This is a genomic window from Fusobacterium sp. SYSU M8D902 (assembly GCF_040199715.1).
Taxonomy (GTDB): domain Bacteria; phylum Fusobacteriota; class Fusobacteriia; order Fusobacteriales; family Fusobacteriaceae; genus Fusobacterium_A.
Map to the genome: position 1 here is coordinate 23872 of NZ_JBEFNA010000017.1, position 26956 is coordinate 50827.

General features: G+C 29.1%; 27 protein-coding genes, 1 pseudogene and 1 riboswitch. Of the genes and pseudogenes, 5 read left to right on the forward strand and 23 right to left on the reverse strand.

The features are described from left to right. Window positions 1–8 precede the first annotated feature (8 nt). Together ABNK64_RS07180 and ABNK64_RS07185 are read right to left on the reverse strand one after the other, a co-directional pair. Window positions 9–965 carry a Gfo/Idh/MocA family protein gene (locus ABNK64_RS07180; RefSeq protein ID WP_349763947.1) on the reverse strand — a complete coding sequence of 319 codons (957 nt, stop codon included), beginning with the start codon at window positions 963–965 and terminating at the stop codon, window positions 9–11. A 21-nt stretch (window positions 966–986) separates the two neighbouring features. After that, window positions 987–2504 (reverse strand): ABC transporter permease, encoded by a 1518-nt coding sequence (locus tag ABNK64_RS07185; protein ID WP_349763948.1) that lies wholly within the window; start codon window positions 2502–2504, stop codon window positions 987–989. A gap of 138 nt (window positions 2505–2642) precedes the next feature. On the opposite strand from ABNK64_RS07185, the gene ABNK64_RS07190 reads away from it, so the two are divergent. Both ABNK64_RS07190 and ABNK64_RS07195 read left to right on the forward strand, forming a co-directional pair. Then, a complete protein-coding gene (locus ABNK64_RS07190) occupies window positions 2643–3632 on the forward strand; it encodes a DNA polymerase III subunit delta (protein ID WP_349763949.1) in 990 nt (329 codons plus the stop codon). 144 nt (window positions 3633–3776) lie between these two features. Next, window positions 3777–4565, forward strand: a complete 789-nt coding sequence (locus ABNK64_RS07195) for a glucosaminidase domain-containing protein (protein WP_349763950.1) — start codon at window positions 3777–3779, stop codon at window positions 4563–4565. 221 nt (window positions 4566–4786) lie between these two features. Here the strand turns inward: ABNK64_RS07195 and thiE are convergent, their stop codons facing one another. The 14 genes from thiE to ABNK64_RS07265 form a co-directional block, all read right to left on the reverse strand. Further along, on the reverse strand, window positions 4787–5416 hold the full coding sequence (gene thiE, locus ABNK64_RS07200) for a thiamine phosphate synthase (protein ID WP_349763951.1): 630 nt from the start codon (window positions 5414–5416) through the stop codon (window positions 4787–4789). Further along, window positions 5391–5942, reverse strand: coding sequence for a sulfur carrier protein ThiS adenylyltransferase ThiF (thiF, locus tag ABNK64_RS07205; protein WP_349763952.1), 552 nt, complete (start codon window positions 5940–5942; stop codon window positions 5391–5393). The genes thiE and thiF overlap by 26 nt, the downstream gene beginning before the upstream one ends. Then, a complete protein-coding gene (thiH, locus tag ABNK64_RS07210) occupies window positions 5939–7045 on the reverse strand; it encodes a 2-iminoacetate synthase ThiH (RefSeq protein WP_300342998.1) in 1107 nt (368 codons plus the stop codon). The genes thiF and thiH overlap by 4 nt, the downstream gene beginning before the upstream one ends. 4 nt (window positions 7046–7049) lie before the next feature. Continuing rightward, window positions 7050–7823, reverse strand: a complete 774-nt coding sequence (locus ABNK64_RS07215; protein WP_291256833.1) for a thiazole synthase — start codon at window positions 7821–7823, stop codon at window positions 7050–7052. A 48-nt stretch (window positions 7824–7871) separates the two neighbouring features. Then, window positions 7872–8087: a sulfur carrier protein ThiS gene (gene thiS, locus ABNK64_RS07220; RefSeq protein ID WP_349763953.1), complete on the reverse strand. Its 216-nt coding sequence runs from the start codon at window positions 8085–8087 to the stop codon at window positions 7872–7874. 9 nt (window positions 8088–8096) lie between these two features. Then, window positions 8097–9374 (reverse strand): phosphomethylpyrimidine synthase ThiC, encoded by a 1278-nt coding sequence (gene thiC, locus ABNK64_RS07225; RefSeq protein WP_291259759.1) that lies wholly within the window; start codon window positions 9372–9374, stop codon window positions 8097–8099. A 66-nt stretch (window positions 9375–9440) separates the two neighbouring features. Further along, a riboswitch (TPP riboswitch) is annotated at window positions 9441–9544 on the reverse strand. A 44-nt stretch (window positions 9545–9588) separates the two neighbouring features. After that, complete coding sequence (gene gltA, locus ABNK64_RS07230) at window positions 9589–11856, reverse strand: NADPH-dependent glutamate synthase (RefSeq protein WP_349763954.1); 2268 nt, start codon at window positions 11854–11856, stop codon at window positions 9589–9591. 15 nt (window positions 11857–11871) lie between these two features. Continuing rightward, window positions 11872–12576, reverse strand: a complete 705-nt coding sequence (locus tag ABNK64_RS07235; protein ID WP_349763955.1) for a hypothetical protein — start codon at window positions 12574–12576, stop codon at window positions 11872–11874. A 13-nt stretch (window positions 12577–12589) separates the two neighbouring features. Beyond that, window positions 12590–13681: a ParA family protein gene (locus tag ABNK64_RS07240; protein WP_349763956.1), complete on the reverse strand. Its 1092-nt coding sequence runs from the start codon at window positions 13679–13681 to the stop codon at window positions 12590–12592. Between the two features lie 96 nt (window positions 13682–13777). Further along, window positions 13778–14947: a bifunctional phosphopantothenoylcysteine decarboxylase/phosphopantothenate--cysteine ligase CoaBC gene (gene coaBC, locus ABNK64_RS07245; protein WP_349763957.1), complete on the reverse strand. Its 1170-nt coding sequence runs from the start codon at window positions 14945–14947 to the stop codon at window positions 13778–13780. Window positions 14948–14959: 12 nt separating this feature from the next. Further along, window positions 14960–15655, reverse strand: coding sequence for a hypothetical protein (locus tag ABNK64_RS07250; protein WP_349763958.1), 696 nt, complete (start codon window positions 15653–15655; stop codon window positions 14960–14962). Window positions 15656–15739: 84 nt separating this feature from the next. Further along, window positions 15740–16336: an HD domain-containing protein gene (locus ABNK64_RS07255; protein WP_291256825.1), complete on the reverse strand. Its 597-nt coding sequence runs from the start codon at window positions 16334–16336 to the stop codon at window positions 15740–15742. A gap of 18 nt (window positions 16337–16354) precedes the next feature. Beyond that, on the reverse strand, window positions 16355–16762 hold the full coding sequence (locus tag ABNK64_RS07260; protein ID WP_300342984.1) for an META domain-containing protein: 408 nt from the start codon (window positions 16760–16762) through the stop codon (window positions 16355–16357). 24 nt (window positions 16763–16786) lie between these two features. After that, window positions 16787–17494 (reverse strand): NAD-dependent protein deacylase, encoded by a 708-nt coding sequence (locus ABNK64_RS07265; protein WP_349763959.1) that lies wholly within the window; start codon window positions 17492–17494, stop codon window positions 16787–16789. 124 nt (window positions 17495–17618) lie between these two features. On the opposite strand from ABNK64_RS07265, the gene ABNK64_RS07270 reads away from it, so the two are divergent. Beyond that, window positions 17619–18803, forward strand: coding sequence for a MalY/PatB family protein (locus tag ABNK64_RS07270; protein ID WP_349763960.1), 1185 nt, complete (start codon window positions 17619–17621; stop codon window positions 18801–18803). A 51-nt stretch (window positions 18804–18854) separates the two neighbouring features. On the opposite strand, the gene ABNK64_RS07275 is transcribed toward ABNK64_RS07270, so the two are convergent. The 7 genes and pseudogenes from ABNK64_RS07275 to ABNK64_RS11230 form a co-directional block, all read right to left on the reverse strand. Further along, window positions 18855–19742, reverse strand: a complete 888-nt coding sequence (locus ABNK64_RS07275) for an SPFH domain-containing protein (protein ID WP_291256821.1) — start codon at window positions 19740–19742, stop codon at window positions 18855–18857. 23 nt (window positions 19743–19765) lie between these two features. Beyond that, entirely contained in the window at window positions 19766–20188 is a 423-nt protein-coding gene (locus ABNK64_RS07280) for an NfeD family protein (RefSeq protein ID WP_291256820.1), read from the reverse strand. A gap of 33 nt (window positions 20189–20221) precedes the next feature. Continuing rightward, window positions 20222–20653: a DMP19 family protein gene (locus ABNK64_RS07285; RefSeq protein ID WP_349763961.1), complete on the reverse strand. Its 432-nt coding sequence runs from the start codon at window positions 20651–20653 to the stop codon at window positions 20222–20224. 3 nt (window positions 20654–20656) lie between these two features. After that, window positions 20657–21409 (reverse strand): DUF4261 domain-containing protein, encoded by a 753-nt coding sequence (locus ABNK64_RS07290; RefSeq protein ID WP_349763962.1) that lies wholly within the window; start codon window positions 21407–21409, stop codon window positions 20657–20659. A gap of 9 nt (window positions 21410–21418) precedes the next feature. Further along, entirely contained in the window at window positions 21419–21895 is a 477-nt protein-coding gene (locus ABNK64_RS07295; protein WP_349763963.1) for a DUF2004 domain-containing protein, read from the reverse strand. Between the two features lie 131 nt (window positions 21896–22026). Further along, complete coding sequence (locus ABNK64_RS07300) at window positions 22027–24075, reverse strand: tetratricopeptide repeat protein (protein WP_502878728.1); 2049 nt, start codon at window positions 24073–24075, stop codon at window positions 22027–22029. Between the two features lie 15 nt (window positions 24076–24090). Then, a pseudogene (locus ABNK64_RS11230) lies at window positions 24091–24675 on the reverse strand (tetratricopeptide repeat protein); the annotation flags it as partial. A 319-nt stretch (window positions 24676–24994) separates the two neighbouring features. Between ABNK64_RS11230 and ABNK64_RS07305 the strand changes: the two are divergent. Further along, window positions 24995–26227, forward strand: coding sequence for a coproporphyrinogen-III oxidase family protein (locus ABNK64_RS07305; protein WP_349763965.1), 1233 nt, complete (start codon window positions 24995–24997; stop codon window positions 26225–26227). Between the two features lie 16 nt (window positions 26228–26243). Next, entirely contained in the window at window positions 26244–26753 is a 510-nt protein-coding gene (locus tag ABNK64_RS07310) for a flavodoxin family protein (protein WP_349763966.1), read from the forward strand. Window positions 26754–26956 lie beyond the last annotated feature (203 nt).

Sequence of the window (26956 nt, forward strand, 5' to 3'; positions counted from 1 at the left end):
TTCCTCTCCTATTTATTGGCCAATCTCTCCATTATCTCCACACATTTTCTCGAAGTTGAAAAACTGTTTAATTCTGACTCTACTCTCTTTTCAGCTATAAGTTTTATAAACTCCTCTACTTCATATCTCATATCATTTTTATAAATTGGTAATTCAATGTCTTCCTCTCTTCCATCTCTATATTTTATCTTTATTCCTTTCACTTGGGAGATTTTTTCTATTACAATAGAACCCTCTTCTCCCAATATCTCAGAAGGAGTTTTTTCATCAGTTATTTTAGAATATGAGATATTTGCAACTTTGTCACAATATTTGAATAGTACTGTCCCACACCCATCTGTTCCACTACTTAATAGATAATTATACCCAAAATACTCCTCTGGTTCTCCAAACATTGCTAAAGCAAAATGTAATGGATACACTCCTATATCATAAAGTGATCCTCCACCTAGACTTTTATCAAAGATATTAGTAATTTTTCCTTCTTTTAATATGTCGTATCTAGAAGAGTACTGACAATATTTTATAAAAACCTGTCTGATAGCTCCTATTTTATATAAATTATCCTTTATAATTTGAAAGTTTGGATTAACTGTTGGACGCATTGCTTCCATAAAAGTTAATTTTTTTGATATTGCTATATTTACTAAAATATTAAACTCTTCCACTTTAGTTACTATAGGTTTTTCACAAATTACATGTTTACCTGACTCAAGTGCTAATTTTGCCTGTTGAAAATGAATTCCATTAGGTGACGCGATATATACAGCATCTATATTCATATCACTTAGCATCACATCTATATCTTGATAAACTTTTTTTATATTGAATTTATTTGCAAAAATTTCCCCTCTATTTTTATCTCTTGATAGAAGAGCATAAACTTCACACCCTTTTGTTTCTTTCAACGCAGTAATAAATTTTTCACTTATACTACTTGTTCCTATTATTGCAAATTTTATCATCTTTTCCTCCTATATATCTCATTATTCTTTTTCTTTGAAATACTCCCCTAATAAGAAAGTAATTAAAACAATAAATAAAACTACTGCTGAAAAAGCAGAACTTTCCATATATTTTTTATTAGCCACTAAAGAGTAATTTACCAATGAAGCTATTGGAATTATATCTCCTAACTGCATAGTATATGCTATAGTAAATTCTCCAAAAATTATTGCAAAGATTTGGAGAAAAGAGGAGATAAATATGTTTTTTAAAATTGGAAACTCCACATATCTAAATCTTTGATAAAAATTTTTACAATCTATCTCACTACTTTCTAGAATTTCAGTAGGAAATTTTTTTACATATTGATACATAAATGAGTACCCCACTGGAATAGCTCCAATTAAGTATCCTATTCCTAACAAAATAACTAGTGGAATATCAAATAATACATTCATATAATAGAGTGTTATTGCAAGAAAGGCACCAGAAATTCCCATATTTGAAAATATTATCATATCAGTTATTCTATTGTAGTTTTTTATAATTAGATATATGAAAAAAACAGATACAATACTTACAACAGTTGAAATAGCTATGGAACTAAATATACTAGCTACAATACTATACTCTTGATTGAACTCTTTAGAAAAAAGATTAAAATATGCTTTTAGTGTAAACTTCCCAGTAAATTGATTAATAAAGGAGAAAAGGAAAGAAAATAGCACTACACCATATTGAAATAACATATAAATTATTGAATATATTTCAAATAATATATTTGTCTGTTTCAACTCTTGATCTCCCGTAATTTCATACTCCTTTACAAATATTCCAAAAGCATTGAGAATAAGTAGTATTAAAAATTGTACACCTCCTAATACCATAGCTTTTGAAAAATCTGCTCCCCCCATGAGAGTATTTGCAATTTCAACCTCTATATTAGAATATTTTATTCCCCCTAGTGAAAGAATAATCCCTAAACTTAAAAAACAATAAGTAAAAACCAAAATAAAGGCTCTAAATAATTGTGGTAATATAAGTGGCAACTGTCCTTTAAAAAATATAGTTACTCCACCAGCTCCATCTATTTTCATTGCTTCACTTAACTCTTTAGGTATTTTTTTTAATCCTTCACTTATATATTTAACAAATATTGGTGAATTGTAAAATACATTAGCTAATATTATTCCTTTTAAACTATATAAAATCCCCATATCTTTTAATATTGGTAAATTAAATATTATAGAAAATATTGTAACTATTGAAATTACAGGAAAGAAAAAAGGAATAAAAATCAATCCTTGTATAGCCTTTGAAAGACTATTATTGTGATAACTTACATAATAAGCTGGTATCAATCCTATAAGTAAGGATACTACACTTGAAGAAAATCCCTGCTTAATTGAAAAAAACACTACTTCCTTAATATAGTTATCTTTTAAAATCTCTAAACTTGATATCTGAAAAAAATCAGTAGCAAAATAATATATTGGAATAAACCATAAAATACCATAGAGAAAATTTATAAAAATTTTTCTTATATTTTTTACCTTCAAATACTTCTCGTCCTTTCATTTTATTTAAAATTCTCTTTATCTTAATATTATATCAGATTTTTATTTTCTATTCTGCTTTTTTTTTTTTAGAATTTGTGATATTATTTAATATAAAATTAAATTTAAAAGGGTGAATTTATGATATATTTTTTACATGGAGATACAGCTCCTTTACAAATCAAATATGAGGAGATTATTTCAAAAATAAGAAATAGTAACCCCTCTATTCCTGAAAAAACTTTTGATGCCTCATTAGATGAGATTACACAATTTTTTGACTCAGTCTCTACCAACTCTATCTTTTCTCCAAAGGAGTTAATAGTCTTAAAAAGAGCCGAATCCTTTAAAAATATAGAAAATATAGCAAAGTCTCTAAAATTATATAATCTTAATCAAAAGGAGATTGTTATCATATATGAAGAGTTTTTAAATGATTTTGGTAAAATCAAAAATCCATTATCTAAAAAAGCTTTGGATAGTTTTAAAGAGATTGCTGAAATTATCTGTTTCAGAAAAGAGAATGAAAAGAAATCAGCTATATTCTATGTTCAGCAAGAACTTAATATCTCTGAATATGAAGCTGAAAAATTTATTGAACTAGAAGGAAATGATTTTTTTAAAATTAAAAATGAAGTTGAAAAAGTCAAAAGCTTTTTAAATGGAGAGCTTTTCAACTTAGATAAAGTTAAACCTATTCTCTCTATTGCAGAAGAGTTTAATTTAAAAAATTTAATTGAGGAGTTTATCTTTAATCAGAAAAAAAATGAGTTGTTACACTTTATCCAAAAAGAAAAATTATATACAAATTTTATATATATAATGAGTGATGAACTTATATTTCTTTTAAAATTAAATTCAATTATGTCAGATAAAAAAATAGATAAAAATATCTCTTATAAAAAATTTAATGAGGTAGTTTATGAAGATATAAAAGAGTATTTTTTAACTGATAAAGGATACCCTCATCCATATACAATATTTTTGAAGATAAAGAATTTTGATATATTTGAACAACAGTTTCTGAGAAAAAGATTAAAAGAGATATCTAATTTAGAGTATGAGATTAAAAGTGGAAATTTAGATATTGAGATTGGGGTAGAATTATTTATTTTAAAATTTTTTAGTTAGTTTAGAAAAGGAAATTTTCCTTTTTTAAATTAATTTTTATCTTAATAATTATAGGACTTATTGCTTGTGGTTAAATTTAGTACTTTACTTATTTCAATTATTTTGGTATACTATACACTGATTATTTTAAAAGGAGAGTACTTTATGAAATTAAAGAATATTTTTATTTCTATTTTTTTTCTAATTCTTACTAACTTTGCTTTTTCTGAAGAAATTTTAAAAGAAATAAATTATGAAAAAGTAACAGTAAATAGTCTAGATGATATAGAAAAATGGAGAGCTTATGAAGGACTATATGCTTTTACAACTGTAAATATCGATTTAAGAAAGTTATCCCCTTCTCAAAAAAAGAATACCTTTATTGATATTTTATTACCAAGTATTAATGTTGTTAATGCTGAAATCCAAAATGATAGCGATATTATAAAAAAACTATCTAAAAAAGCTGATTTGAATGCCGCTGAAAAAATATACGCACAAAATATTTTCAAAAAATATAGAGTTGAGTATGGAAATTGGGAGCAACTTTCTTCTAGATTGATTATTTACCCTACTTCACTTATTCTAACTCAAGGAGCTATTGAAAGTGGTTGGGGAACTTCTAGATTCTTTAGACAAGCAAATAATATCTTTGGAATGTGGTCTACAGATCCAAATGAGCCAAGATTACCTGCCAAAGGAATCAGAGATAATGGTTTTGTCCCTCATCTAAAAAGATATTTAACAATAAAAGATTCTGTTGATGACTTTGTTTTAAATCTTTCAAGAAATTCAGCTTATAAAAATCTGAGAAAACTGGTTAATGAAAATCAATTGCCTCAAATAATTGCTACAGGTTTAATTAATTACTCTGAAGAAAAAGAAAAATATGTAAAAAAAGTTATTACCACAATGAATTATAATCAGCTAACAGAGTATGATAAAAAAATATAATATATTGTTAGAAAGAAACAGTCATAATTTACTATGGCTGTTTTATTTTTATTTTTTTAAAGTTATATTTTATACATATAATTATAGGACTTTAATTGAGAGAGATAAAAAATTATACAATATAAATAAAATAATACTTAGAAAAATATAAAAGAAAGGAGAGGTGATTTTTGAAGTTACCTCTCCTTAATTTACATATTTCTATATTTTTTATTGTTTTCCTAACTGAACTTTTTTTGTAATTCTGTTACAAATTCTGAAATATTATCATTTCCAACAATTTCACTAACAAGACAAATACGCTGTGCTCCTTTAGATATGATAGTATCTATGTTGTGTGCTTTTATACCTCCTATAGCTACAAATGGGAGCTTTAATTCTCTTACAGTAAATTCTAAATACTCTAATCCAACTGGTTTAGTATCTTTTGTTGTAGTAGGATATATTGGTCCAACACCTATATAATCAACATTCATATTTTTATAAGCTTCCATCCCCTGTTCCTCTGAGTGTGTAGATAATCCAATTATCTTATCATCTCCCAAAAGTTTTCTGACATCATCAGGATGCATATCATCTTGTCCTATATGAACTCCATCAGCATCAACTAATAAAGCTATATCCACATTATCATTTACTATAAACAAAACGTTATTTTTTTTACATAACTCTCTTATTTCTCTAGCTTCCTCTATTTTTTCTCTAGTAGATTTTGTTTTAGCTCTATATTGTACTATCTTTATTCCACCAGCGATCATCTCTTTAACGCAAAAATAATTACTTCTTCCATTAGAAAAATTATCTCCTGTAATTCCATATATTCCTTTAGGAATTTCTATTCTCTTTCTCATTATCTAACTCTCCTAATATGATCTCAACTACTTTTCCAGCTACTAAATTCACTTTATGTGAATATGTTTTATATGTTGAAATATCACTATATTGATCTCCTACCAAATATAAATTTTTCATCTTTTTTATAATTTGAACTTGAGAAGTATCTATTCCACCTATACCTGATACTGTAATTAACAATTTTTTAGTATTGTATAATTCCTCTACAAATAGCTGTTTGAACTCTTTCTTATCAAATCCTTCAACAATAATATCACACTCTTTAAAAAATTCCTTTATATTATCTCTATCAAATTTTATAATTTCAAACTGATAATTTCCTTGTGCTATTTTGGTAAGATTTTTGTATAAAGCCTGTGCTTTATACTCTCCTATCTGATCTTTAAAATAAAATTGGCGATTGAGGTTACTCTCCTCTATCCTATCAAAATCTCCAAATTTAAGATCAGTAAGTCCAGATCTAACTAGATGCATAGCTACATTTGAACCAATTCCTCCAACACCAGCAATTCCTATCTTCATACTAATGTCTCCCAGTCTTTATATTTAGGCTCTAATCCATGCTTTCTAATTGCTTCCACAATCTCCTCTACACTTCTGCTATCTGTAATATCAAATTGAGCTGTAGACTCATTTTCATGTGAATATCCTCCAACTTCTGTTCTTGATCCAGCTGAAAACTTAGTAATTCCTAATGGTAGCAAGTTATCTCTCATATATGCACTCTCTCTAGTAGAAAGGTTTATTCCAACATTAGGTTGAAAGATTCTATTAGCTAATATTATCTGTACAAATGTTATATCATCTACAGCATAGCTATCTTTTAAATTTCCCTCTGCCTCATTAACTCTAGGAAAAGATATACTAAATTCACTATTTGGATAGTTTTCAACTAGATATTTTAAATGTAATCCAGTCTTAAAAGCATCACTTCTAATATCTCCAAGTCCTAGTAATGCACCTATTCCTATTGATCTTACTCCAGCTTTTGCTCCTCTTTCTGGGGTATCCAATCTATATCTAAAGTTCTTTTTTTCTCCTGATAGATGAACTTCTGCATATCTTTTTTCATCATAAGTCTCTTGATATACAGTTAACCCATCCAATCCATCTTCTACTAAATATCTATAATCCTCTTCATCTAAAGGCATAACCTCTATTGAAACTGATGAAAAGTATTTTTTTAATCTATCTATTGCACCTTTTAAATACTCTTTATCGACTAATCCTTTTGCTTCTCCTGTCAATAATAGTATATTTTCTATTCTTGATTTTGCTATCTCTTCTGCCTCTCTCTCTATTTCATCAAATTTCATATGCCTTCTTAAAATATGATTTTTTTTAGAGAAACCACAATATATACAATTACTTGTACAATAGTTTGAAACATATATTGGTAAATATAAGCTTACTACATTTCCGAAAAATTGTCTTGTTAATTTAGATGCTCTTACAGCCATTTTCTCAATATGTTTTTGGGCTTTTGGAGAGAGTAAGTTCAAATAATCATAGACAGATAGTCTCTCTTTTTCTATACTATTTAAAATATCTTCATCTGTAACTGATTCAAAATATCTATTAAAATCAAAATCTTTCCACTTTATTAATTCATCATAATAACTCATTTAATTACTCACCTCTAAATAGAAAACCTGTTAGTGGTGATGATGCACTTGCATACTTTTTCTCTTCAGCCAATTGAGCTAAAAAAGCTTCTCTTCCAGCTTCAACTGCTAATGAAAAAGCTCTTCCCATTTTTACTGGATCTTGTGCAGTTGCTATTGCTGTATTTACTAATACAGCATCACATCCCATCTCCATTGCCAAAGCTGCATCAGAAGGTTTTCCTATTCCTGCATCAACTATAATAGGAACTCTATTATTTTCTAATAGCATCTCAACAAATGGTTTTGTCAAAATTCCTCTGTTTGATCCAATAGGTGATCCTAAAGGCATAACTGCTGCTGCCCCTGCATCTTCTAATCTTTTAGCTGTTATTAGATCAGGCATAATATATGGTAATACTATAAATCCTTCATCAGCTAATATCTTAGTAGCTTTTATTGTTTCTGAGTTATCAGGCATCAAATATTTGTTATCATTAATTATCTCTATCTTTATAAAATCTCCACAACCAGCTTCTCTAGCTATTCTTGCAATCTTTACTGCTTCCTCAGCTGTTCTTGCTCCAGATGTATTAGGCAATAAAGTAATGTGTTTAGGAATATAGTTTAATATATTCTCTTTAGGATTTTGAAAATTTATTCTTCTCAAAGCCATTGTAATTATCTGTGATCCACTCGCTTCTAACATAGGAGCTACTAAATTCTTATCTGAAAATTTTCCTGTACCTGTTAATAATCTACTTTTAAATTCTTTTCCTTTTAATATAAATTTCTCCATTTTTCCTCCAAATGTTATAATTTTTGTCCTATATTATTAGTTATAAAATTATCCACCAGAAACGAAAGAAAGAACTTCTAGATGATAATTACTAGCTACTTTTTCATTTTTCCATTCATTTTTTTTGACAATTTCATCATTTACTAACACTACAGCTCCTGACAAATCTATCTGCCATTTACTAGAAAGTTCATCTATTATCTCTTGGACACTCATATCTTCTTTTGGTAAAATATATTTTTCACCATTTAATATAATCTCCATACAATCTCCTTAGTCTAAAATTTCATTACATCTTTTCATTGGGCATAAATCTCCACACATTGTACATACTTCCTCTTCAATTGGTGCTGAAGATTCTCTATATGCTTTAGCTTTTTCTGGATCTAAACACTCTTCAAACATTCCTGGCCAATTTAACTCTCCTCTATGTTTACTCATTCTGTTATCCCAATCTTTTGCTCCTTTTATTCCCTTGGCTATATCAGCTGCATGTCCAGCAATTCTTGAAGCCATAATTCCCTCTTTCATATCATCAAGTGTAGGTAATCTTAAATGTTCAGCTGGAGTTACATAGCATAGGAAGTCAGCTCCATTAGCAGCAGCGATTGCTCCACCTATTGCTGCAGTAATATGATCATATCCTGGTGCTACATCTGTTACTAATGGTCCTAATACATAAAAAGGAGCATTGTGACATAATTTCTTCTCTATTTGCATATTTGTTACTATTTCATTCATAGGTATATGTCCTGGTCCCTCTATCATTACTTGAACATCTTTTTCCCAAGCTCTTTTTGTAAGCTCACCTAAAATTAAAAGCTCTTGTATTTGTGGTGCATCTGTAGAATCAGCTATACTTCCTGGTCTTAACCCATCTCCTAAACTTAAAGTCACATCATATTTTCTACAGATTTCAAGTAATCTATCATAATGCTCATAGAAAGGGTTCTCTTTATCATTCAATATCATCCATTGGAATAAAATTGATCCTCCTCTACTTACTATTTTAGTTAATCTTTTATTATTTTTTAATCTATCTACACAAGTTCTATTTAATCCAGCATGAATTGTTAAAAAATCTATTCCATCTTCACAATGCATCTCAACAACTCTAAATAGGTCTTCTACACTCATATCCTTTATATTCTTACCTAATTTTGCAACAGCATCATACATTGGAACTGTTCCTAACATTACTGATGATTTTTCAACTAATTCTTTTCTAAATTTTTGAGTATCTCCAAATGTACTCAAATCCATTATTGCATCTGCTCCATACTCTATAGCCTTAGTTACTTTTACCATCTCACCACAGTAATCACAACAATCTTCAGATACTCCTAAGTTTACATTTACTTTTGTTCTAGTTCCTTCCCCTACTGCTCTAGGATAGATATTTTTATGGTTTTTATTAGCTGGAATTACAATTGAACCCTTAGCTATTCTTTCCATTAACTCCTCTTTTGACATATTTTCATCTTTTGCAACAATTTCCATCTCTTTTGTAAATATCCCTTTTTTTGCTGCTTCCATTTGTGTACAATACATATTTTATCCTCCTAGTTAATAAAAAAAGCTCTATACACCTATGTATAGAGCTAATTATAATAATTATTATTATATCTTTTGCTTCCCTACGCCGGTATTATCCATATCAGGTTCCAAGGGTCAGGACACTCTCCTTCTCAGCTTACTCATAAGCTCCCCTAGCAATTGTATTCAATTCTGTTTTGATTATATACCCATTTATTGCATCTGTCAACTATTTTTTCATTTTTAAGTATTTATCAATCTCAATTGCAGCTTTTTTCCCAGCTTCCATAGCTAATATAACTGTGGCTGCTCCTGTAACTACATCTCCTCCTGCAAATATTCCTTCCCTTGAAGTAACACCATTATCTTGAGCTAAGATACATCCCCACTTATTTAACTCTAAATCTTTTGTAGTATTTCCTATTAATGGGTTGGAGATAGTACCTAAAGACATTATTACTGTCTCACCTTCCAAAGTGAACTCACTATTTTCTATTACAGAAAACTTTGCTCTTCCACTTTCATCTAACTCTCCTAATCTCATTCTTACACATTTAACCTCTTTTACCCAACCATTTTCATCTCCAACTATCTCTATTGGATTAACTAAAAAGTTAAATTTTATTCCCTCTTCTTTTGCGTGATGTACCTCCTCTTTTCTAGCTGGTAACTCCTCTTCTCCTCTTCTATAGAGTACAGTTACATCTGCACCTAATCTCTTAGCTGTTCTAGCTGCGTCCATAGCAACATTTCCACCACCAACCACAAATACTTTTTTCCCCATTTTTATTGGAGTAGCATACTCTTTTTTATTAGCTTTCATCAAATTCACTCTTGTTAAAAATTCATTTGCTGATATTACTCCATTATAATTTTCTCCAGGAATATTCATAAATCTAGGTAATCCAGCTCCACTTCCAATAAATACTGCTGAATAACCTTTTCTTTCCAATAGTTCATCTACTGTAAATGTTCTTCCTATAAAAACATCTGTATAAAACTCTACTCCTAAATCTTTAAGTTTTTCTATCTCCTTATCTACTATATCCTCTTTTGGTAATCTAAAAGCTGGTATTCCATAGCTCAATACTCCACCTAATTTATGTAGTGCTTCAAAAACAGTAACACTATATCCCAATTTTGCTAAGTCACCTGCCACTGTAAGTCCTGCTGGTCCACTTCCAATTACTGCTACTTTTTGCTCTGATGTTTTCTCTCTTTTTATGATAGTTTTATTTTTTATAGCCCAATCTCCAACAAATCTTTCTAATTTACCAATTGCTACTGCTTCACCCTTGATTCCCAATATACACTTTCCTTCACATTGAGTTTCTTGAGGACAAACTCTTCCGCATATAGCTGGTAAATTTGAATATTTTCCTATAACTTCACTCGCTCCTTTAATATCTCTATTTTTTATTTTTTGAATAAAATTAGGTATATCAATTGAAACTGGACATCCTTTAATACATAATGGATTTTTACAATTCAAACATCTCTCAGCTTCTTTTTGGGCTTCATCTATACTATATCCTAAACAAACTTCATCAAAATTTTTATTTCTTATCTCTGGTTTTTGTTCTCTAACAGGAACTCTGCCCTTTATTTCATCTAATTCTAAATATATGGGACAAGAATCATTGTGATGTGTTTCTCCATCCTCTATCTTTAATATCTCTCTGCCCTCTTCTGTTTTATACATTTTTTGTCTTCTAATAGCTTCATCATAATCAACCTTATCTCCATCAAATTCCGGTCCATCAACACAAGCAAATTTAACTCTATTATCTATAGTAACTCTACAAGCACCACACATTCCTGTCCCATCTACCATTAATGGATTTAAGCTTACTGTATTTGGTAAATTATACTCCCTACACTTCATAGAGGTAAACTTCATCATTATCATAGGACCTATTACAACTGCTTGATCGTATTTTTTCTTTTCTTCAACTATTAATTTTTCTAATAATTGAGTAACATTTCCTTGTACTCCATAACTTCCATCATCTGTACAAATATATACATTAGCTAATTTCTTTAACTCTTCTTCTAATATTATTAGCTCCTTTGTCCTAGCCCCTATTATTACATCTACTGGTATTCCATTCTTATTAAACCACTTTACTTGAGGATAGATTGGTGCTGTTCCTACTCCCCCTGCTATAAATATATACTTTTTCTCTTTCAATTCAGTTAATTCTTTATCTAAAAATTCACTTGGTTGTCCTAGAGGTCCCACAACATCTTGAAAATAATCCCCCTCATTGTAGTCAGACATTTTTTTTGTTTCATCACCAACTACTTGAAAAACAATGGTAACACTTCCTACTTCCTTATCATAATCACATATTGTCAGTGGTATTCTCTCTCCATACTCATCTGTTTTCACAATTAAAAATTGCCCAGGCTTTGCTCCATATGCCAATTCTTTAGCCTCTATATCCATATAACAAATATTTTCACTTAACCATTTCTTTTTTAAGATCTTATACATAATCTACTCCTAATATTATTTTAATATTTTTTCTATCTCAAATAATAATTTATCTATCTTCTCTTTACTTTTATTATCTAATTCATTGTATCTATCATTAATTTTTTGATATAAATCATCTATCTTCTCAACACTATAATTATATATCATCTTCTCATTTTTTTCTTTGATCTCAATTAACTCATTACTGTCATTTATTATATCTAACATCTTTTTATATGTTAGTACTTGGTCGTTCTCTTCCAATTTTTTTAGTATTTTGTCCTGCTTTTTATATAGTAACTCCATACTTCTAATTGGTAATACACTAATTATCTCTTTCACAATTTTTGAATCTGTGTTACTAAATAACTCGTATCTTTTTCTCAATCTCAATGCAGTATCTTTTTTATACCCATTTAGCTCTAAATATTTTATATATAACCCCTCTGGGCTTCCTTTTCTTCCTAACTCTTGAAAAACTTCAGTCAAATTTTTTCCCAATAGAATTACATTATTCCCCTGAATTTTTAACATTTCTAACGATTTCTTCTTTAAATACTCAATTAAATCTAAATCAGTTGTTAGACCTAAAAATACATTATTATCTATTGGAAATATCTCTTCTAAACTTTTTATCTGTATCTCTTTTTTTTCTAGTTTTGTAGTTTTATCCTCATCTTTTTTATTTTTTATTCTTTTTGCCATCATTGCCTGAAATCTTTCTTCAGCTGTACTCATTTTTCCTCCTATACTACATCTCCATTACAATATCTAGTAAACTTTCTTGTGCATCATATATGCTTTTTGCCTTGCTCTCCCAAACAGTTTTTCCTTTTTTTACCAAACTCTCAATTAAAGCTATCTCCTTTATAGGTTCAGGAAAGATAATATCTGTTTCTTCAATTATACTTTTTAATTTCTCTAATATATTTTTTTGTGTCATTGTCGCTCTATGTAAATTTACTAAAATAGCATGTATCTTATCTACTCCAGCTTCTTCAATTACATTTATTATTCCCTTCAAAGTTGGAATATCACAAAAAGCTGGTATTATAATTTTATCTGAACATTTTACAAACTCTGTATCTATTTTCATTGTTGGAATACTATCTATCAATATGTAGTCATACTCTCTTTTTAAATGTTCAATAAAAATTGGTAATTTCTCTAAAAATCTCTCTGTAAAAACTGAACTTTCCAATGGAATAAAATCTAAATTCTTTCTTAATCTTATCTTATCCCCTTTACCAGTCATAACCCAACTTCTCAAACCTTTTTTCATCTCTAAACTCTCTTGTTTCTCTTCTGGAATAGTGAAATCAATAATGTTATTTTGAGAGTCAGATGTAAGTATCATTACCTTACTCCCTTTCATTGTTAACCCATGAGCTATCTGCACTGTTAAAAACGTTTTTCCAATTCCACCCTTATTAACTTTTAGTGTGTATACTTTCCCCAGTCTCTCTTCTCTATCTATTATAACCCTATCCTTCTCAATAGTTATATTTACTTCATTATTTTCTTTTGTTATCTTTAAAGTATCAACTATTCCAAAAGGTATATTTAACTTTGCCACATAATAATCCTTATCCTTATATACCTTACTAAAATTAACACCAATAGTTTTTCTATATTCCACAATATCCCCATGAATATCCTTACTCTCTTTTTCCTCTTGAGTCTCTCCCTTTGTTAAAGTTATTATTCCATTTTCCATTGAAAATACAACTTTATTCTCTTCTTTACTTATTCCTAAAGCATCTATTATATTTTTATCTATAGTTAAAACTGCATTGTTAAAACTACCATTCTTTTTATAAAATAGTCCTACTTTCTTTTTCATCTCTTCTCCTCCATAAAAAACTAAGTCGCATACATGCGACTTAGTTCATTGTAGTATATCCTATTTTAACACAAATTTGGTATGAAAGCAATAGTTTTATAACTTTATCTCTGCTAATATATCATAAGCTAATTCGTTTTTCTCCTTTTCAGAAACTTCTACTATGCTATTCTCTCCCTTAACTATATATACTTTATTTGTAGTTTTTTGCATATTACTAGCATCATTAGCTATAATCATATTTAAATTTTTTCTTCTATATTTTCCTAATGCATTTTCTATTAAGTTCTGTGTTTCAGCTGCAAATCCTACTAAGTATTGATCCTTTTTTCTTTTTCCCATTTCTAAAAGAATGTCTGGATTTCTCTCTAAGACTATTGTTAAATCTCCATCTTGCTTTTTTATTTTTTCATTTGAGTATGTCTTTGGCCTATAATCAGCTACAGCAGCACAAGCTATTGCTATATCCACTTTTTCAAATTTCTCCATACAAACTTCATACATCTCTTGAGCACTTCTTACTTGAATAAACTCTCTTAGTCCATCTGGCTTATTCAAATTTGTAGGACCTGAAACTAATATTACTTCAGCACCCATTTTTGCTGCAGCTTCTGCCAAGGAATATCCCATCTGTCCACTTGATCTATTAGAGAGATATCTTATTGGATCTATTGCTTCTTCTGTTCTTCCAGCTGTAATTAAAACTTTTTTATTTAACAATCTCTTTTCAACATCTTTATTCTCTCTCTCTATAATCTCCACTATCTCATCTTCATCTTTTAGTCTTCCTTTAGCATTTACATTACAAGCTAAAAAACCTTCATCTGCTTCAATAAATTTATACCCATATTTTTTTAATTTTTCTCTGTTTTCTCTTAAAATAGGGTTTTCATACATATTTACATTCATAGCTAAAGCAAAATACACAGGTTTTTTACAAGCTGAAATAACTGTGGATAGCATATCATCTGCTATTCCATTAGCTACTTTACCAACAATATTATAAGTAGCTGGAACTACTAATATTAAATCTGCCCAGTCAGCTAGTGAAATATGCTCAACTTCAAAATGTGGATTTTTATCCCACATATCTACATATACTCTATTTCTTGACAATGTCTCCAAAGTCAATGGTGCTATTATTTTTGTCGCATTCTCTGTCATAATAACTTTTACATTATAACCTTTTTTCTTAAGTTTTGACACTACATTTGCTGACTTATAAGCTGCTATCCCTCCTGTAACTCCTACAAGAATATTTTTCATAATCTGCTCCTTCTATATTATTACTCTTCTCTCTCTATAATATTCATCTCTTTTACTTACAAACTCATCTATTTGCTCATCTTTAAAACCACATTCACTTAATCTTTTAAAATCAAAAGTGATTATATCTTCCATAAACTCCATATCACTCTCATTGAAAATATTCATAAGCTTTCTACTTTTGCTATAAAACTTAGATAATCTCTCTCCCTTATTCAAATAAGTTACTATCTCCCATTCAATAAAATCTTTTCCTATGAATTTTTGAAACTTTATTCTTGCTTCTTCTAAATTTTTTATATCTTTTGGTAAATTATCAAAGGTCTCCAAATTCATCTCTTGAATATAAGTAATTCCAGTATTTGTTAAAGCTATCACAACATCTTTATACTTAGAGGCTGAATAAAATTTTTCAACATCTACTTTATAATAATACTTTTCTTTTCTAGATGATAAATTATACTTTTCTATTACACCCTTTAATCTACTGTTTTCCTCTCTAGCCTCTTTTATATTCTTTTCTATCAACTCAAGTTGTTTATTATTCATCACATTGTTTGTGCTTTGATTTAATCTATCTAACTCATTTATCAAATCTGAAATCTCTTTATCTTTTCTTGATATAACTTCTTCAAGCTCTGCTATTTTCTTGTTTAATTTTTCCTCTTTTTCAATATATTTTTTATTAAATACAGAAAATAATCCCATAAAATTCCTCCAAAAAACCCCTTAATTTTTCTTAAAACAATCCACCAACTCTATTATGTTTCTATGATAGTTTTTCATAGATTTTTAACATGTTTTGATTATACCTCTTTCAATATACTTGTCTATCTCAACACGAACAAATCCATTGTATAACTTAGGTGCATATTTGATTATAGGCTCTAATCTCTTTACTACCATCTCTTCTGTAACACTCCATTTTTTCCAAGTATGCCCATCAGAAGATAAATTTTGTATAAATCCTTGAAATCTATCAAAAATATTGGCAAATTTTGAATCATCAGATTCCATATTTTCAAACTCTAACCACAATTTAAAATACTCTTTATCTTGGTTTTCTGGAAGTAATCCAAATATTTTTTGAGCTGCAACCAACTCTTTTTGAAATTTCTCTTCTTTATCATAATGACTAAAGGCTGGAGTATCATCACTATATACTTCAACTATATCATGTAGTAATATCATTTTTAAAACTTTTTCTAAGTTTATATTCTCAAATTCCACATACTCTTTTAATGTTATAGCACAAAGAGCCATATGCCAACTGTGTTCAGCATCATTTTCTCTTCTATTTACATCTCCAAGAATAACTGATTGTCTTAATATTCCCTTTACTTTATCAATTTCCATTAAAAACTTTATCTGATCTTGTAATCTTTTCATAACTTCCTCTCTAATACTCTATCTTTTTTTAAATATAAGCTTCTCTTCTTTTTCATTTGTTAAAACTAATTGACCATTTTCTTGCTCTATTTTTTTCATTCCTTTTAATAGTGACAAGTATTGATCTTCTCTAATTAAAGCTTCTTTTGGTCCACCCATTCTTGTAGAAGCTAAATCAGTAACAACTATATTTCCATTACTTATTTCAGCCTTACCAAAAAATCTATTTAAACCTGAATATCCAAATATTCTTCCCTCTTCATCAAAACCAACAGTTAAACCTTGACCTGGGAATAGATTTACCAATTCATACTCTTTTTCAACTATCTCCTTAACACTATCTACTTGTACTGGTCCTTGTGGCTGTATATTTGTACAAGCACCTACTAAAACAATCATTGATAATAAAATTATTGCTTTTTTCATAACTAACTCCCCTTTTTTATTTATTTAAAAGTTTTTATATACCTCTTCCATTACCTTTGCAAACTTCTCTCTTATTACTAAATTTGCTTTATCATCTTGTGAAGTTGGTGTTTCATTTAAAATTACCAAGTTTTTACCAGTAAAATACTCAACATAATAAGCTGCTGGATATACAGTCAAACTTGTTCCAACTATAATAAGTGTGTCAGCCTTTTTTATCTCTTTTATAGCTAATTTTGTAACCTCTTCGTCTAACATCTCTCCATAAAGAGTCACATCTGGTCTTACAATTCCACCACACTCACAAATAAAAGGTTTTGTATCTCTTTTGTTACATTTTATACAATACCATTTTTTTAATGTACCATGTAACTCCAAAACATTTTTACTACCTGCCTCTTGATGTAAATCATCAATATTTTGTGTAATTACACTTTTTACCTTTCCAAGTTTTTCTAGCTCTGCTAAAACTTTATGCCCCATATTAGGCTTTATATTATTAATTGATAATTTCTCTTCTAAATATCTATCAAAAATATCTCTATGAGAAAAAAAGAAATCATGACTTAAAATAGTTTCAGGCTCAAAGCCCATAAAATCTCTCTGTTTATACAAACCATCTTTTCCTCTGAAGTCTGCCAAACCTGAGTCTGTAGACGCCCCTGCTCCTGTAAACACAACTATATAATTACTATTCTTTATAATCTCAACAAGTTGTTTTATTTCGTCCATAAAAACCTCCTATTCTCTCTGTATCACTATTATACTACATTTTTATTTTTATTTCTAACTTATTCTATTTTTTCTCATAAAAATATGTTACAATCTCATTAGATACATATTGGGAGGTAATTTTATGAAATATAATTTTGATGAGATAATTGACAGAAAAACAACTAATTCTAAAAAATGGAATCCAAAACTATATCAAACTATTTTTAATGGACATACAGATCTACTTCCTCTTTGGGTTGCAGATATGGATTTTAAAGTGGCTGAACCTATATTAGATTCAATGAGAAAAGTTATTGATCATGGTGTTTTAGGATATACACTTCCTGATGAAGAGTATTATAACTCTATTATTCAATGGAATAGAAGAAGAAAAAACTGCTCAGTTGAAAAAGATTGGATTGTTTATACTAATGGAGTTGTTCCAGCTATCAGTCTCATTATTCAAAACTTTACTAATTCTGGAGATAATATTCTTATTCAAACTCCTGTTTATCCGCCTTTTAAACTTATTCCAGAAGGGTGTGGAAGAAATGTTATTTTAAATCCATTAGTTGACAATGCTGGTTATTATACTATGAATTTTGAAGATTTTGAGAAAAAAATTGTAGATAATAATATTAAGCTTTTTATTCTTTGTAATCCTCACAATCCTGTTGGAAGAGTTTGGAAAAAAGAGGAATTGGAAAAAATTGCTAATATCTGTCTAAAACACAATGTTTTCATTATCTCTGATGAGATACATTCAGATTTGATTTTTAAAGAATCTACCTTTACATCATTTTTAAATTTAGATAAAAAATTCTTTAATAAACTTTTTATCTGTACAGCTCCTACTAAAACATTTAACATTGCTGGAACACAAACTTCTTTAATCTTTATCCCAAACAAAGATTTAAAAGACAAATTCCAGAGTTATTTGAGTAATATTAGAATGGAAACTCCAAACTCATTTGGAATAGAAGGGGTAAAAGCTGGATATCTTTATGGTGAAGAGTGGTTAGAACAAGTTATTGAATACTTAGATTCCAATAGACATTTTATAAAAACATTCCTAGAAGAAAAACTTCCTGAGATCAACTATCATCTACCTGAAGGTACATATCTTGCTTGGATAGATTTTTCGAAAATTTTAAAAGATGAGGATATGTTAGAGTTCTTTGAAAAAAAAGCTAAAATTGCTATAGATTATGGTACTTGGTTTGGAGAAGAGGGAAGTGGTTATATCAGATTAAATTTTGCCTGCCCTAGAGCAGTTCTAGAACAAGCTTTAAATAATATTTTTAATGCTATTTCTAATTTAAAATAGTTAAAAAAAGTTCGATCAGCCTTTTGGTTAATCGAACTTTTTTATTAATTTTTATTTAACCTCTTTTTTACTTTCATTAAAAAGCTCACTCAAAGTCATAATATTTTGTAGATCACTTGGAACAATTATCTTAGTTGCTTTTCCATCTGCTACTTTTGCAAATGCTTCCATAGCTTTTAATGTAAGAACCGACTTATCTGCTCCAGCCTCTTTTAAAAGTCTAATCGCTTCTGCTTCTGCACTTTGAATTTTTAATATAGCCTCTGCTTTTCCTTCAGCCTCTCTTATCTCAGCTTCTTTTTTAGCTTCAGCTCTTAATATAGCTGCTTCCTTTTCTCCTTCTGCAACTAGTACAGATGATTTTTTCTGTCCTTCAGCTCTCAATATTGACTCTCTTCTCTCTCTTTCAGCTTTCATCTGCTTCTCCATAGCATCTTGAATCTCTGCAGGAGGTATGATGTTTTTTAATTCCACTCTGTTTATTTTGATCCCCCAAGGATCTGTTGCTTCATCAAGTATAGATCTCATTTTTGTATTAATAGTATCTCTTGATGTCAAAGTATGGTCTAGCTCCAATTCTCCTATTATATTTCTCAAAGTAGTGGCTGTTAAATTCTCTATAGCCTGTATAGGTCTTTCAACACCATAAGTATATAGTTTCGGGTCAGTAATTTGGTAATAAACAACAGAATCTATCTGCATAGTTACATTATCCTTTGTAATTACAGGTTGTGGTGGAAAATCTATTACTTGCTCCTTTAATGATATTTTCTTTACAATTCTATCTATAAATGGAATAAGTATATTCAATCCTTCACTCCAAGTAGTAAGATATGCTCCAAGTCTTTCAATTACATAAGCTTGTGACTGTGATACAATCCTTACATGTACTGCTAAAAGTATTATTGTTATTAAGATAATTAAAAATATAAAAAACATAATCTTTTCCTCCTTAAGATAAATTATTCATTGGTACAATTTTTTAATTTAGTTAAAACTAATTTATTCCCTTGAATCTTTTCTACTTGAGCAATCTCATTAAGTTCTAACTTCTCATCACAAATAGCTTCCCAGATCTTCCCATCTAGTTTTACAATGTATATATCCCTATTTCCTCTCTCTTCTAGATTTTCAATTTTTACCTTAGCTTTTGTAATTCTATCTAGCTCTTTCCCCTTTCCTTTTAAATGAATAACTGCTGTTTTTCTTATTAAAAGTAAGGATAAAGCTGATACAGCTATAAAAATATAAAATTGATAATCCACTGGAAGATCTGTAAAGAACATTGCTACAAAAGCTCCTATAGCAAACCATATTGAAATCAATCCAAAGCCTAAACACTCAACTACAATAAAGGCCACTCCTATAAAAAACCAAATCCACATACTTATCTTCCCTTTCTGAATATATATTTAACACTACTTTTCTTCTATATAGTGAGTATACATTCTATCCATTATACTCTCTTTATCCTCCCAGTACTCCTCATCCAAACTCTCAATCTTATCTAATTCACTCTCTTTTAAAAATTCAGGAATCGCCCATAACTCATCTATTCTCTTATCATCTTTCAACTTAGCAATGACTCCATACTGCTTTTCTAAGATTTTTTTAGTTTCTAAAGCTCCAATAGATTCCAATCCTCTCAAAGCATAGATATAGGCCTCATATCCCCAATTGCAATAAAATTGTAAAAATCCACCATTGTGCATATCTAACTCCATATTAAATAGAGCTCCCATCTCAGCTTCCTCTTTTTTTAATTTTTTGTAATCAGGTCTTACTTCACCAAATTTTATTGAGTACTCTTCAAATGTATCATACCATTTATCTTCACTTATATTTGCCATTATTTACTCCCCTTTATTTTCATTATTGAACTCAATTTTCAAAGTATCTTCCTCTAAGGCTACCCCTTCAGATAAAGTTATTGGTAGCTTCTGCTCTGCAGAGAATCCAATTGTTTCACCGTCATTTAATTTTACATCAGATGTAATTACATAATTTGCTATATCTATTAAAAACTCATATAATTCAAAAACTTCAACATCTGTATCTAAAACTTCTATCTCTTTTTTTCCAAAATACTTAAGTCCCTCTGTATAACCACAAATTCCATTATCACTTCTATACATTCCAATATACACCATATTCAAAACAGGGAATCCATCATCTTTCATCTCATCTGCAACTTCAATATAGATATCAGAAGGGATAACAGTAGGGTATTTATATATTCCAATTGTATTTTCTAATTTTAAGATGCTAGATGCTATTTTTACAAATAATTTTGCACTCTTTACACTATCCTTTCCACCACTTACAGTTACTATCATATGTGATTGATGCTCAGATGTTAACTGTACTCCATTCTCCCAAAAAATATTGTTTTTAGCATTTTCTTCTGCTTCGTTATTTGGAACTGGTGCCTGTATCATTGCAAGTGTGACCATAGTATTTCCTACATTAAATACTGTTGCCCCATCTTTTATCTCACTATTTAACTCTATATTCCAATCAGCTTTTAAATTTCTCTGAATTGCAGTAAAATCACAATTTTTATCCTTAAAAAGTATAAATCCATTTATTAAATTTTTATTTTCCATAAGTCCTCCTTAACTTTCCCAAGTTATATCTAAAATTTCTCCTCTATTGTTAGTAATCACTACTAAAATTTGGTCACTAATCTTCCCATCAAGCATAAAATCCCATATAGCATAATCTTCATATCCTGGGTATATTCCTACTCTTACTAAATTCACTCTTGTTAAAAGTTTTTCATCTAGTTGCATATTGTTATCTAAATTTTTTACAAGCTTTTCTACAGTACTTTTATCAAATTCTTCTATATGCCAATCTATCCACTCTTTTGTAACTCCCCAATCATCAAAATCCCCATTCAATCTTTTTTCTATATTTTCTTTATAACTAGATAGTTTTGAGACATATTCATCATATTCTAATATCCAATCTTTTTTCCCTAAAACTTCTTCTAAATTTAGATCTAAAGAGATATTTTTTTCCAATAGATGAATCTCAGTCTCGTGATAATCTTCGTTCAAATCTATATTTCCAAAAAATCTTATATTCATATTTAACTCCTTTCATCCTATTTTTCAATATGAGTATACTTTTTATTTATGACTTAAATATGGCAAAGTAAACTCCTATATAATATTAATTATACAAAAAAACTCTAGCGAAAGCTAGAGTTTTCTTAGTTTTATGATAATAGAGTCATTGATTGAATAAGTTTCTTAATATTTTCTACATCTTTTTTCAACTCTTCTGAGTTTAAAATCTCTCCTTCTATATATAAGTGAGCTTCGTCTAAATATTTTTGTGCCTTCTCTCTCTCATCTATAAGAGCATAACACCAAGCTAATTCTAGTTCTACCCAACCTTTAAATTGATTCTTTTCTAAAGAATCTTCCAATATTTTTATAGCCTTTAGAACTTCACCACTTTTTCTATAGATTGATCCCAATTGATAAATCAACCAACTATCCTCTGTATCCATAAAGTTAGCCTTTTCAAAATAAGTAATAGCTTCCTCATATCTCTCTAATTTACTATAGATAAATCCTAACTGTCCATTGATCCAAACATCATCTCTTCCTAATTTTACAGCTCTATCTAAATACTCCAATGCCTCTTCATATTTCTTTATAGACTCGTCAGCTAAATTCCAACCTATTTCACAGTAGAGCCAAATATCATCTCTTCCCAACTTTTCAGCTTCGTATAGATATTTTAAAGCTTCTTGTGCATTATTCAACCTTCCATAAAAATATCCTATCTGAGAGTTTATAAATGTCTTGTCTGAATCTTCAAGAGAAAGAAGATGTTGTAATCTTATAATAGCCTCTTCATATCTCTCTAACTCTCCCAATATCTCTCCCACTTCTAAGTTGAGCCATTCATCTGTTCTTCCCTTTTCTTCTGCCTTTAAATAATACTCTAAAGCTTCTTCATAATTTTCAAGATTTTTTAAACAGAAACCTAACTCTGAAAATAACCACTCATCATCTCTTCCTAATTCCTCAGCTTTCTTCAAATATACCAAACCATCTTCATATCTTTTCAATCTATCAAAAGTAAATCCCAATTCAGAATCAATCCAAATATCAGCCTCACCTCTTAACTCTCTAGCCTTCTCTAAATATGGTAAAGCTTCTTCTGATTTATCTGTAGCATTTAACCAGTATCCTATCTCAACATTCGTTCCTATATCATCTTTTCCTAGCTCTTTTGCTTTTAAATAATTTTTTAGTCCCTCATCTACTCTATTCAATCTAACTAAGGCATAACCTAGTTCATAATATATCCAACCATCTTCTCTACCCAACTCTTTTGCCTTTTCTAAAAATTCTAAAGCCTCTTGATTTTTTTGACTATGGTTATACACCCACCCAAATTCAGAGTTTATCCAGATGTCATCTCTTCCTAACTCTTTTGCTCTCTGTAGATATTCTAATCCTTTAGCAGTATCATTTTTTACATTGTCATAGATCCAAGCTAATTCAGAGATTACATATATTTCATCTGGTTCAATCTCTAAAGCTTTCTCATAGTTCTCCAAAGCCTTATCGTAATTTTCTATCTCTCTGTAACAAACAGCCAATCTCTCAAATACCCATTCATCTGCTCTTCCCATTTCTATTGCTTTTTCAAACTCTAGAATAGCTTGATCAAATCTCTTTAATCCACCTAAACAAAACCCTAATTCTGAATGTACCCAAATGTCATCTCTTCCCAACTTCGTAACCTCATCTAAACATTGTAAAGAGTTTTCATACTCACCTATATGATCATATGCCCAAGCCAATTCAGACTTTACATATATTAGATCCCTATCATTTTTTATAGTGTCCAACATTTTTTTGTAAAAATCTATTCCACCCTCATTATCACCCTCTTCAAATTTTCTGTTTCCTAAATCAGAATAGGTATATCTTAAAAGCATCTCTGCATCAGGTTCATTAGGATTTATTTCTAAAGCTTTTTTAAAATAGCTCTCTGCTTCTTCAAGTTTTCCCAAATAGTAACAAGAGTAACCAGCACGAAAATTCCAAAGAGAGTCCTTTTCTCCCTCCTCTTTCAAAGAGAGTAAAACTTCCAATCCTTTTTCATACTGATCATTATTGTTATACGCCCTTGCTAGTTTTCCTAAAATAATATAATTTAGCTCCTCTTTAGGTAAACTTGTTATTATATCTATTATCTCTTGATTTTTGTCCTCTTTATGTAGTATATCTAATCTCTTTTCCAACTCGCTCTTATTTAAAAACTCATTATATGCTCTTTCATCATCAATACTTATAAGTCTATCTTGGGAATTTTTATCAGTCTCTTCATTTATGTAATGAGAATTTGTATAGACATAACCTCTATCATTTTCTATATCATCTTTTAAAGTTAAAAACTCATAATCATTTGGTACAAGTTCTAGTCCTTTATCAATTGCCTTAAAAGCTTCATCTAACAAATTAAATTTGTAGCAAAGTCTACCTAGTTGTAACCACCCCCATGGATAATCTGGCTCAACTTCTGTTCCTAATCTACTATACTCTAATGCTTCATCATATCTTCTAAGATAGACTAGTGCACAAGAGTACCTATAACACCAGATGCCACTTTTTACCCCCTTGTCCTTTACTCTGGCAAGAGTTTTTTCTGAGAGTTCATAAAAATCATAACTATCCATATTATTGTAGACATAAGCTCTCCAAAGTGCTACATCTAAATCTTCATCCATCTCTTTATCTGTATATCCATTTTTTTCCTGTATCTCTTTTAATCCATCTAAAATATCATTTAAATACTCTGCTTCTTCAAATTTTTGAGCCCACTCTTTTGTTACTATTTTCATACTCCCTCCTGCTTTAGTCTAATACTTTTTATTGAATTAAGAAGTAATTTAAACTCTCCCTTCTATGATATTATTCGTTAATTTTTTTTAATATCCTTTAAATTTTATGCTATATGTGCCATTTTATTCTAGTTTTATTTCTATTTCTTAATTTTTTAACTAGATAATTATTTTTAATTTCAAATATTTCCTATTTAAATTTTTAGTCATTGACATATTTTTTTAATTAATGTATTATATCTAATAGAGTATTATAATAAATTAATTCATATTGTTATCTAATAAGCTATCAATTTAAAAATAAGAAGGAGTGCACCAAATGTTTGATATAAGATATAAATCACACCATGATGTAAAAAATATTATTGATAAAAAAATGGGTAGAAAAATAGTAACACCATTTACATTTAATAAAATATTAAAAGAGAACCCTATCACACAAGAGGGTGGAATATATGTACATACTCCATATTGTGATAAAATTTGTTCATTTTGTAATATGAATAGAAAACAGATTGATAATGATCTTAATGACTATACAGATTATCTTTGCAAAGAGTTTAAAAAATATGGAGAAAAAAACTACATAAAAGAGAAAAATATCACAACAATATTTTTTGGTGGTGGAACACCTACAATATATAAAGCTCACCAACTTGAAAAGATACTCTCTACTTTAAGAGAAAATTTCAATATTTCTGATAATTGTGAATTTACTTTTGAAACAACTTTACACAATTTAACTTGGGAAAAATTAGAAATAATGGAGAAATATGGAGTTAATAGAATAAGTATCGGAATACAAACTTTTTCTAACAGAGGAAGAAAGTTACTCAATAGAACTTATGAACAAGAGTATATCACTAATAGAATAAAAGAGATCAGAGAAAGATTTAAAGGACTTATATGTATTGACATCATCTATAACTATCCTGACCAAACTGATGAAGAGATTGAAACTGATGCAAAACTTGCTTGTGAATTAGGTGTAGATAGTGTTAGTTTCTATTCCTTAATGATACAAGAGGGATCTCAAATTTCAAAAGATAGATCTGAAAATAAAGTTATCTTTAGATATAATTTAGCAAGAGATAAGGAGTTACACGATAAATTTTTAGATATTACTCTTTCAAATGGCTACTCAATATTAGAGCATACTAAAATAACAAATGGTAAAGATGAATACAGATACATTAAAAATGTCAATTCATCTTCCGATCTAATTGCTATTGGTGTAGGTGCTGGTGGAAGAGTTTCTAATTATGAATTTTTCCATCTAAATAAATTGATAACTTTCTATGCTTATGATAATGAGTTAAAATTTAGAGTAAAAAAACTTTCAGGTATATTACAGTATAAAAAAATAAATCTTAGCGAGATCAAAGAATTAGCTAAAGAGTCTTATGATAAAATCTATCATATTTTAAAGGACTTTGAGAAAAAAGGATTAATAGTACTAACTGATGATACAATGGAATATACTTTAGACGGTGTATTTTGGGGAAATAGCATTACTGCAACTTTAGTTGAATCAATGATTGATAATAAATAATTATATGGGGGTAAAAATGAATACATTGGTGGTTTATTCCTCTTTAACAGGGAATACAAAAATGGTATGTGAAAAAGTCTATGAAATTATCGAAGGAGAAAAGAGTATTGTCTCTATTTCTGATATAAAAGAGCTGGATATAGATAGCTTTAATAGATTTATAATTGGTTTTTGGGTTGATAAGGGTACTGCTGACAAAAGAACTAGAGAATTTATTAAAAAACTCTCTAAAAAAGAGATAGCATTTATTGGAACATTAGGGGCTGAACCAGAATCAGATCACGGAAAAAAAGTATTTGAAAGAGTTACAGAATTATGTAATAAAAATAATAACCTTCTTGGTGGATTCCTATGTAGAGGAAAAATTGATCCTAAACTTGTTGAAAAAATGGGAAAATTCCCTCTAAAATTAGTTCATCCTTTAACACCTGAGAGATTGGAAAGAATTGAAGGGGCTAAATCCCACCCTAATGAAAAAGATTTTGAGAATGCTCAAAATTATTTTAAAAGTCTTTTTACTAGATAACATAAGATAAAAAAATAGAATAAACTAGAATTAATTTTTATTCAAAGAATAAAAGAGTAAGTTTAATATATCTCGCGATAGTATAAAAAATTTTGTGTAAATAAAAATCTCTCTTGATTATTGATAAATTATAAGTATAATTTAATTAATATCAAGGGAGGTTTTTTTATGTCTTTATTACCTAAAGAACTTATTAAAGAAAT

Bases quoted from the DNA above. Each gene is read 5' to 3' on its own strand.
- ABNK64_RS07180 (WP_349763947.1), bottom strand. From the start codon at position 965: ATGATAAAATTTGCAATAATAGGAACAAGTAGTATAAGTGAAAAATTT.
- ABNK64_RS07190 (WP_349763949.1), top strand. From the start codon at position 2,643: ATGATATATTTTTTACATGGAGATACAGCTCCTTTACAAATCAAATAT.
- ABNK64_RS07195 (WP_349763950.1), top strand. From the start codon at position 3,777: ATGAAATTAAAGAATATTTTTATTTCTATTTTTTTTCTAATTCTTACT.
- thiE (WP_349763951.1), bottom strand. From the start codon at position 5,416: ATGAGAAAGAGAATAGAAATTCCTAAAGGAATATATGGAATTACAGGA.
- thiF (WP_349763952.1), bottom strand. From the start codon at position 5,942: ATGAAGATAGGAATTGCTGGTGTTGGAGGAATTGGTTCAAATGTAGCT.
- thiH (WP_300342998.1), bottom strand. From the start codon at position 7,045: ATGAGTTATTATGATGAATTAATAAAGTGGAAAGATTTTGATTTTAAT.
- ABNK64_RS07215 (WP_291256833.1), bottom strand. From the start codon at position 7,823: ATGGAGAAATTTATATTAAAAGGAAAAGAATTTAAAAGTAGATTATTA.
- thiS (WP_349763953.1), bottom strand. From the start codon at position 8,087: ATGGAGATTATATTAAATGGTGAAAAATATATTTTACCAAAAGAAGAT.
- thiC (WP_291259759.1), bottom strand. From the start codon at position 9,374: ATGTATTGTACACAAATGGAAGCAGCAAAAAAAGGGATATTTACAAAA.
- gltA (WP_349763954.1), bottom strand. From the start codon at position 11,856: ATGTATAAGATCTTAAAAAAGAAATGGTTAAGTGAAAATATTTGTTAT.
- ABNK64_RS07235 (WP_349763955.1), bottom strand. From the start codon at position 12,576: ATGAGTACAGCTGAAGAAAGATTTCAGGCAATGATGGCAAAAAGAATA.
- ABNK64_RS07240 (WP_349763956.1), bottom strand. From the start codon at position 13,681: ATGAAAAAGAAAGTAGGACTATTTTATAAAAAGAATGGTAGTTTTAAC.
- coaBC (WP_349763957.1), bottom strand. From the start codon at position 14,947: ATGAAAAATATTCTTGTAGGAGTTACAGGAGGGATAGCAGCTTATAAG.
- ABNK64_RS07250 (WP_349763958.1), bottom strand. From the start codon at position 15,655: ATGGGATTATTTTCTGTATTTAATAAAAAATATATTGAAAAAGAGGAA.
- ABNK64_RS07255 (WP_291256825.1), bottom strand. From the start codon at position 16,336: ATGAAAAGATTACAAGATCAGATAAAGTTTTTAATGGAAATTGATAAA.
- ABNK64_RS07260 (WP_300342984.1), bottom strand. From the start codon at position 16,762: ATGAAAAAAGCAATAATTTTATTATCAATGATTGTTTTAGTAGGTGCT.
- ABNK64_RS07265 (WP_349763959.1), bottom strand. From the start codon at position 17,494: ATGGACGAAATAAAACAACTTGTTGAGATTATAAAGAATAGTAATTAT.
- ABNK64_RS07270 (WP_349763960.1), top strand. From the start codon at position 17,619: ATGAAATATAATTTTGATGAGATAATTGACAGAAAAACAACTAATTCT.
- ABNK64_RS07275 (WP_291256821.1), bottom strand. From the start codon at position 19,742: ATGTTTTTTATATTTTTAATTATCTTAATAACAATAATACTTTTAGCA.
- ABNK64_RS07280 (WP_291256820.1), bottom strand. From the start codon at position 20,188: ATGTGGATTTGGTTTTTTATAGGAGTGGCCTTTATTGTAGTTGAGTGT.
- ABNK64_RS07285 (WP_349763961.1), bottom strand. From the start codon at position 20,653: ATGGCAAATATAAGTGAAGATAAATGGTATGATACATTTGAAGAGTAC.
- ABNK64_RS07290 (WP_349763962.1), bottom strand. From the start codon at position 21,409: ATGGAAAATAAAAATTTAATAAATGGATTTATACTTTTTAAGGATAAA.
- ABNK64_RS07295 (WP_349763963.1), bottom strand. From the start codon at position 21,895: ATGAATATAAGATTTTTTGGAAATATAGATTTGAACGAAGATTATCAC.
- ABNK64_RS07305 (WP_349763965.1), top strand. From the start codon at position 24,995: ATGTTTGATATAAGATATAAATCACACCATGATGTAAAAAATATTATT.
- ABNK64_RS07310 (WP_349763966.1), top strand. From the start codon at position 26,244: ATGAATACATTGGTGGTTTATTCCTCTTTAACAGGGAATACAAAAATG.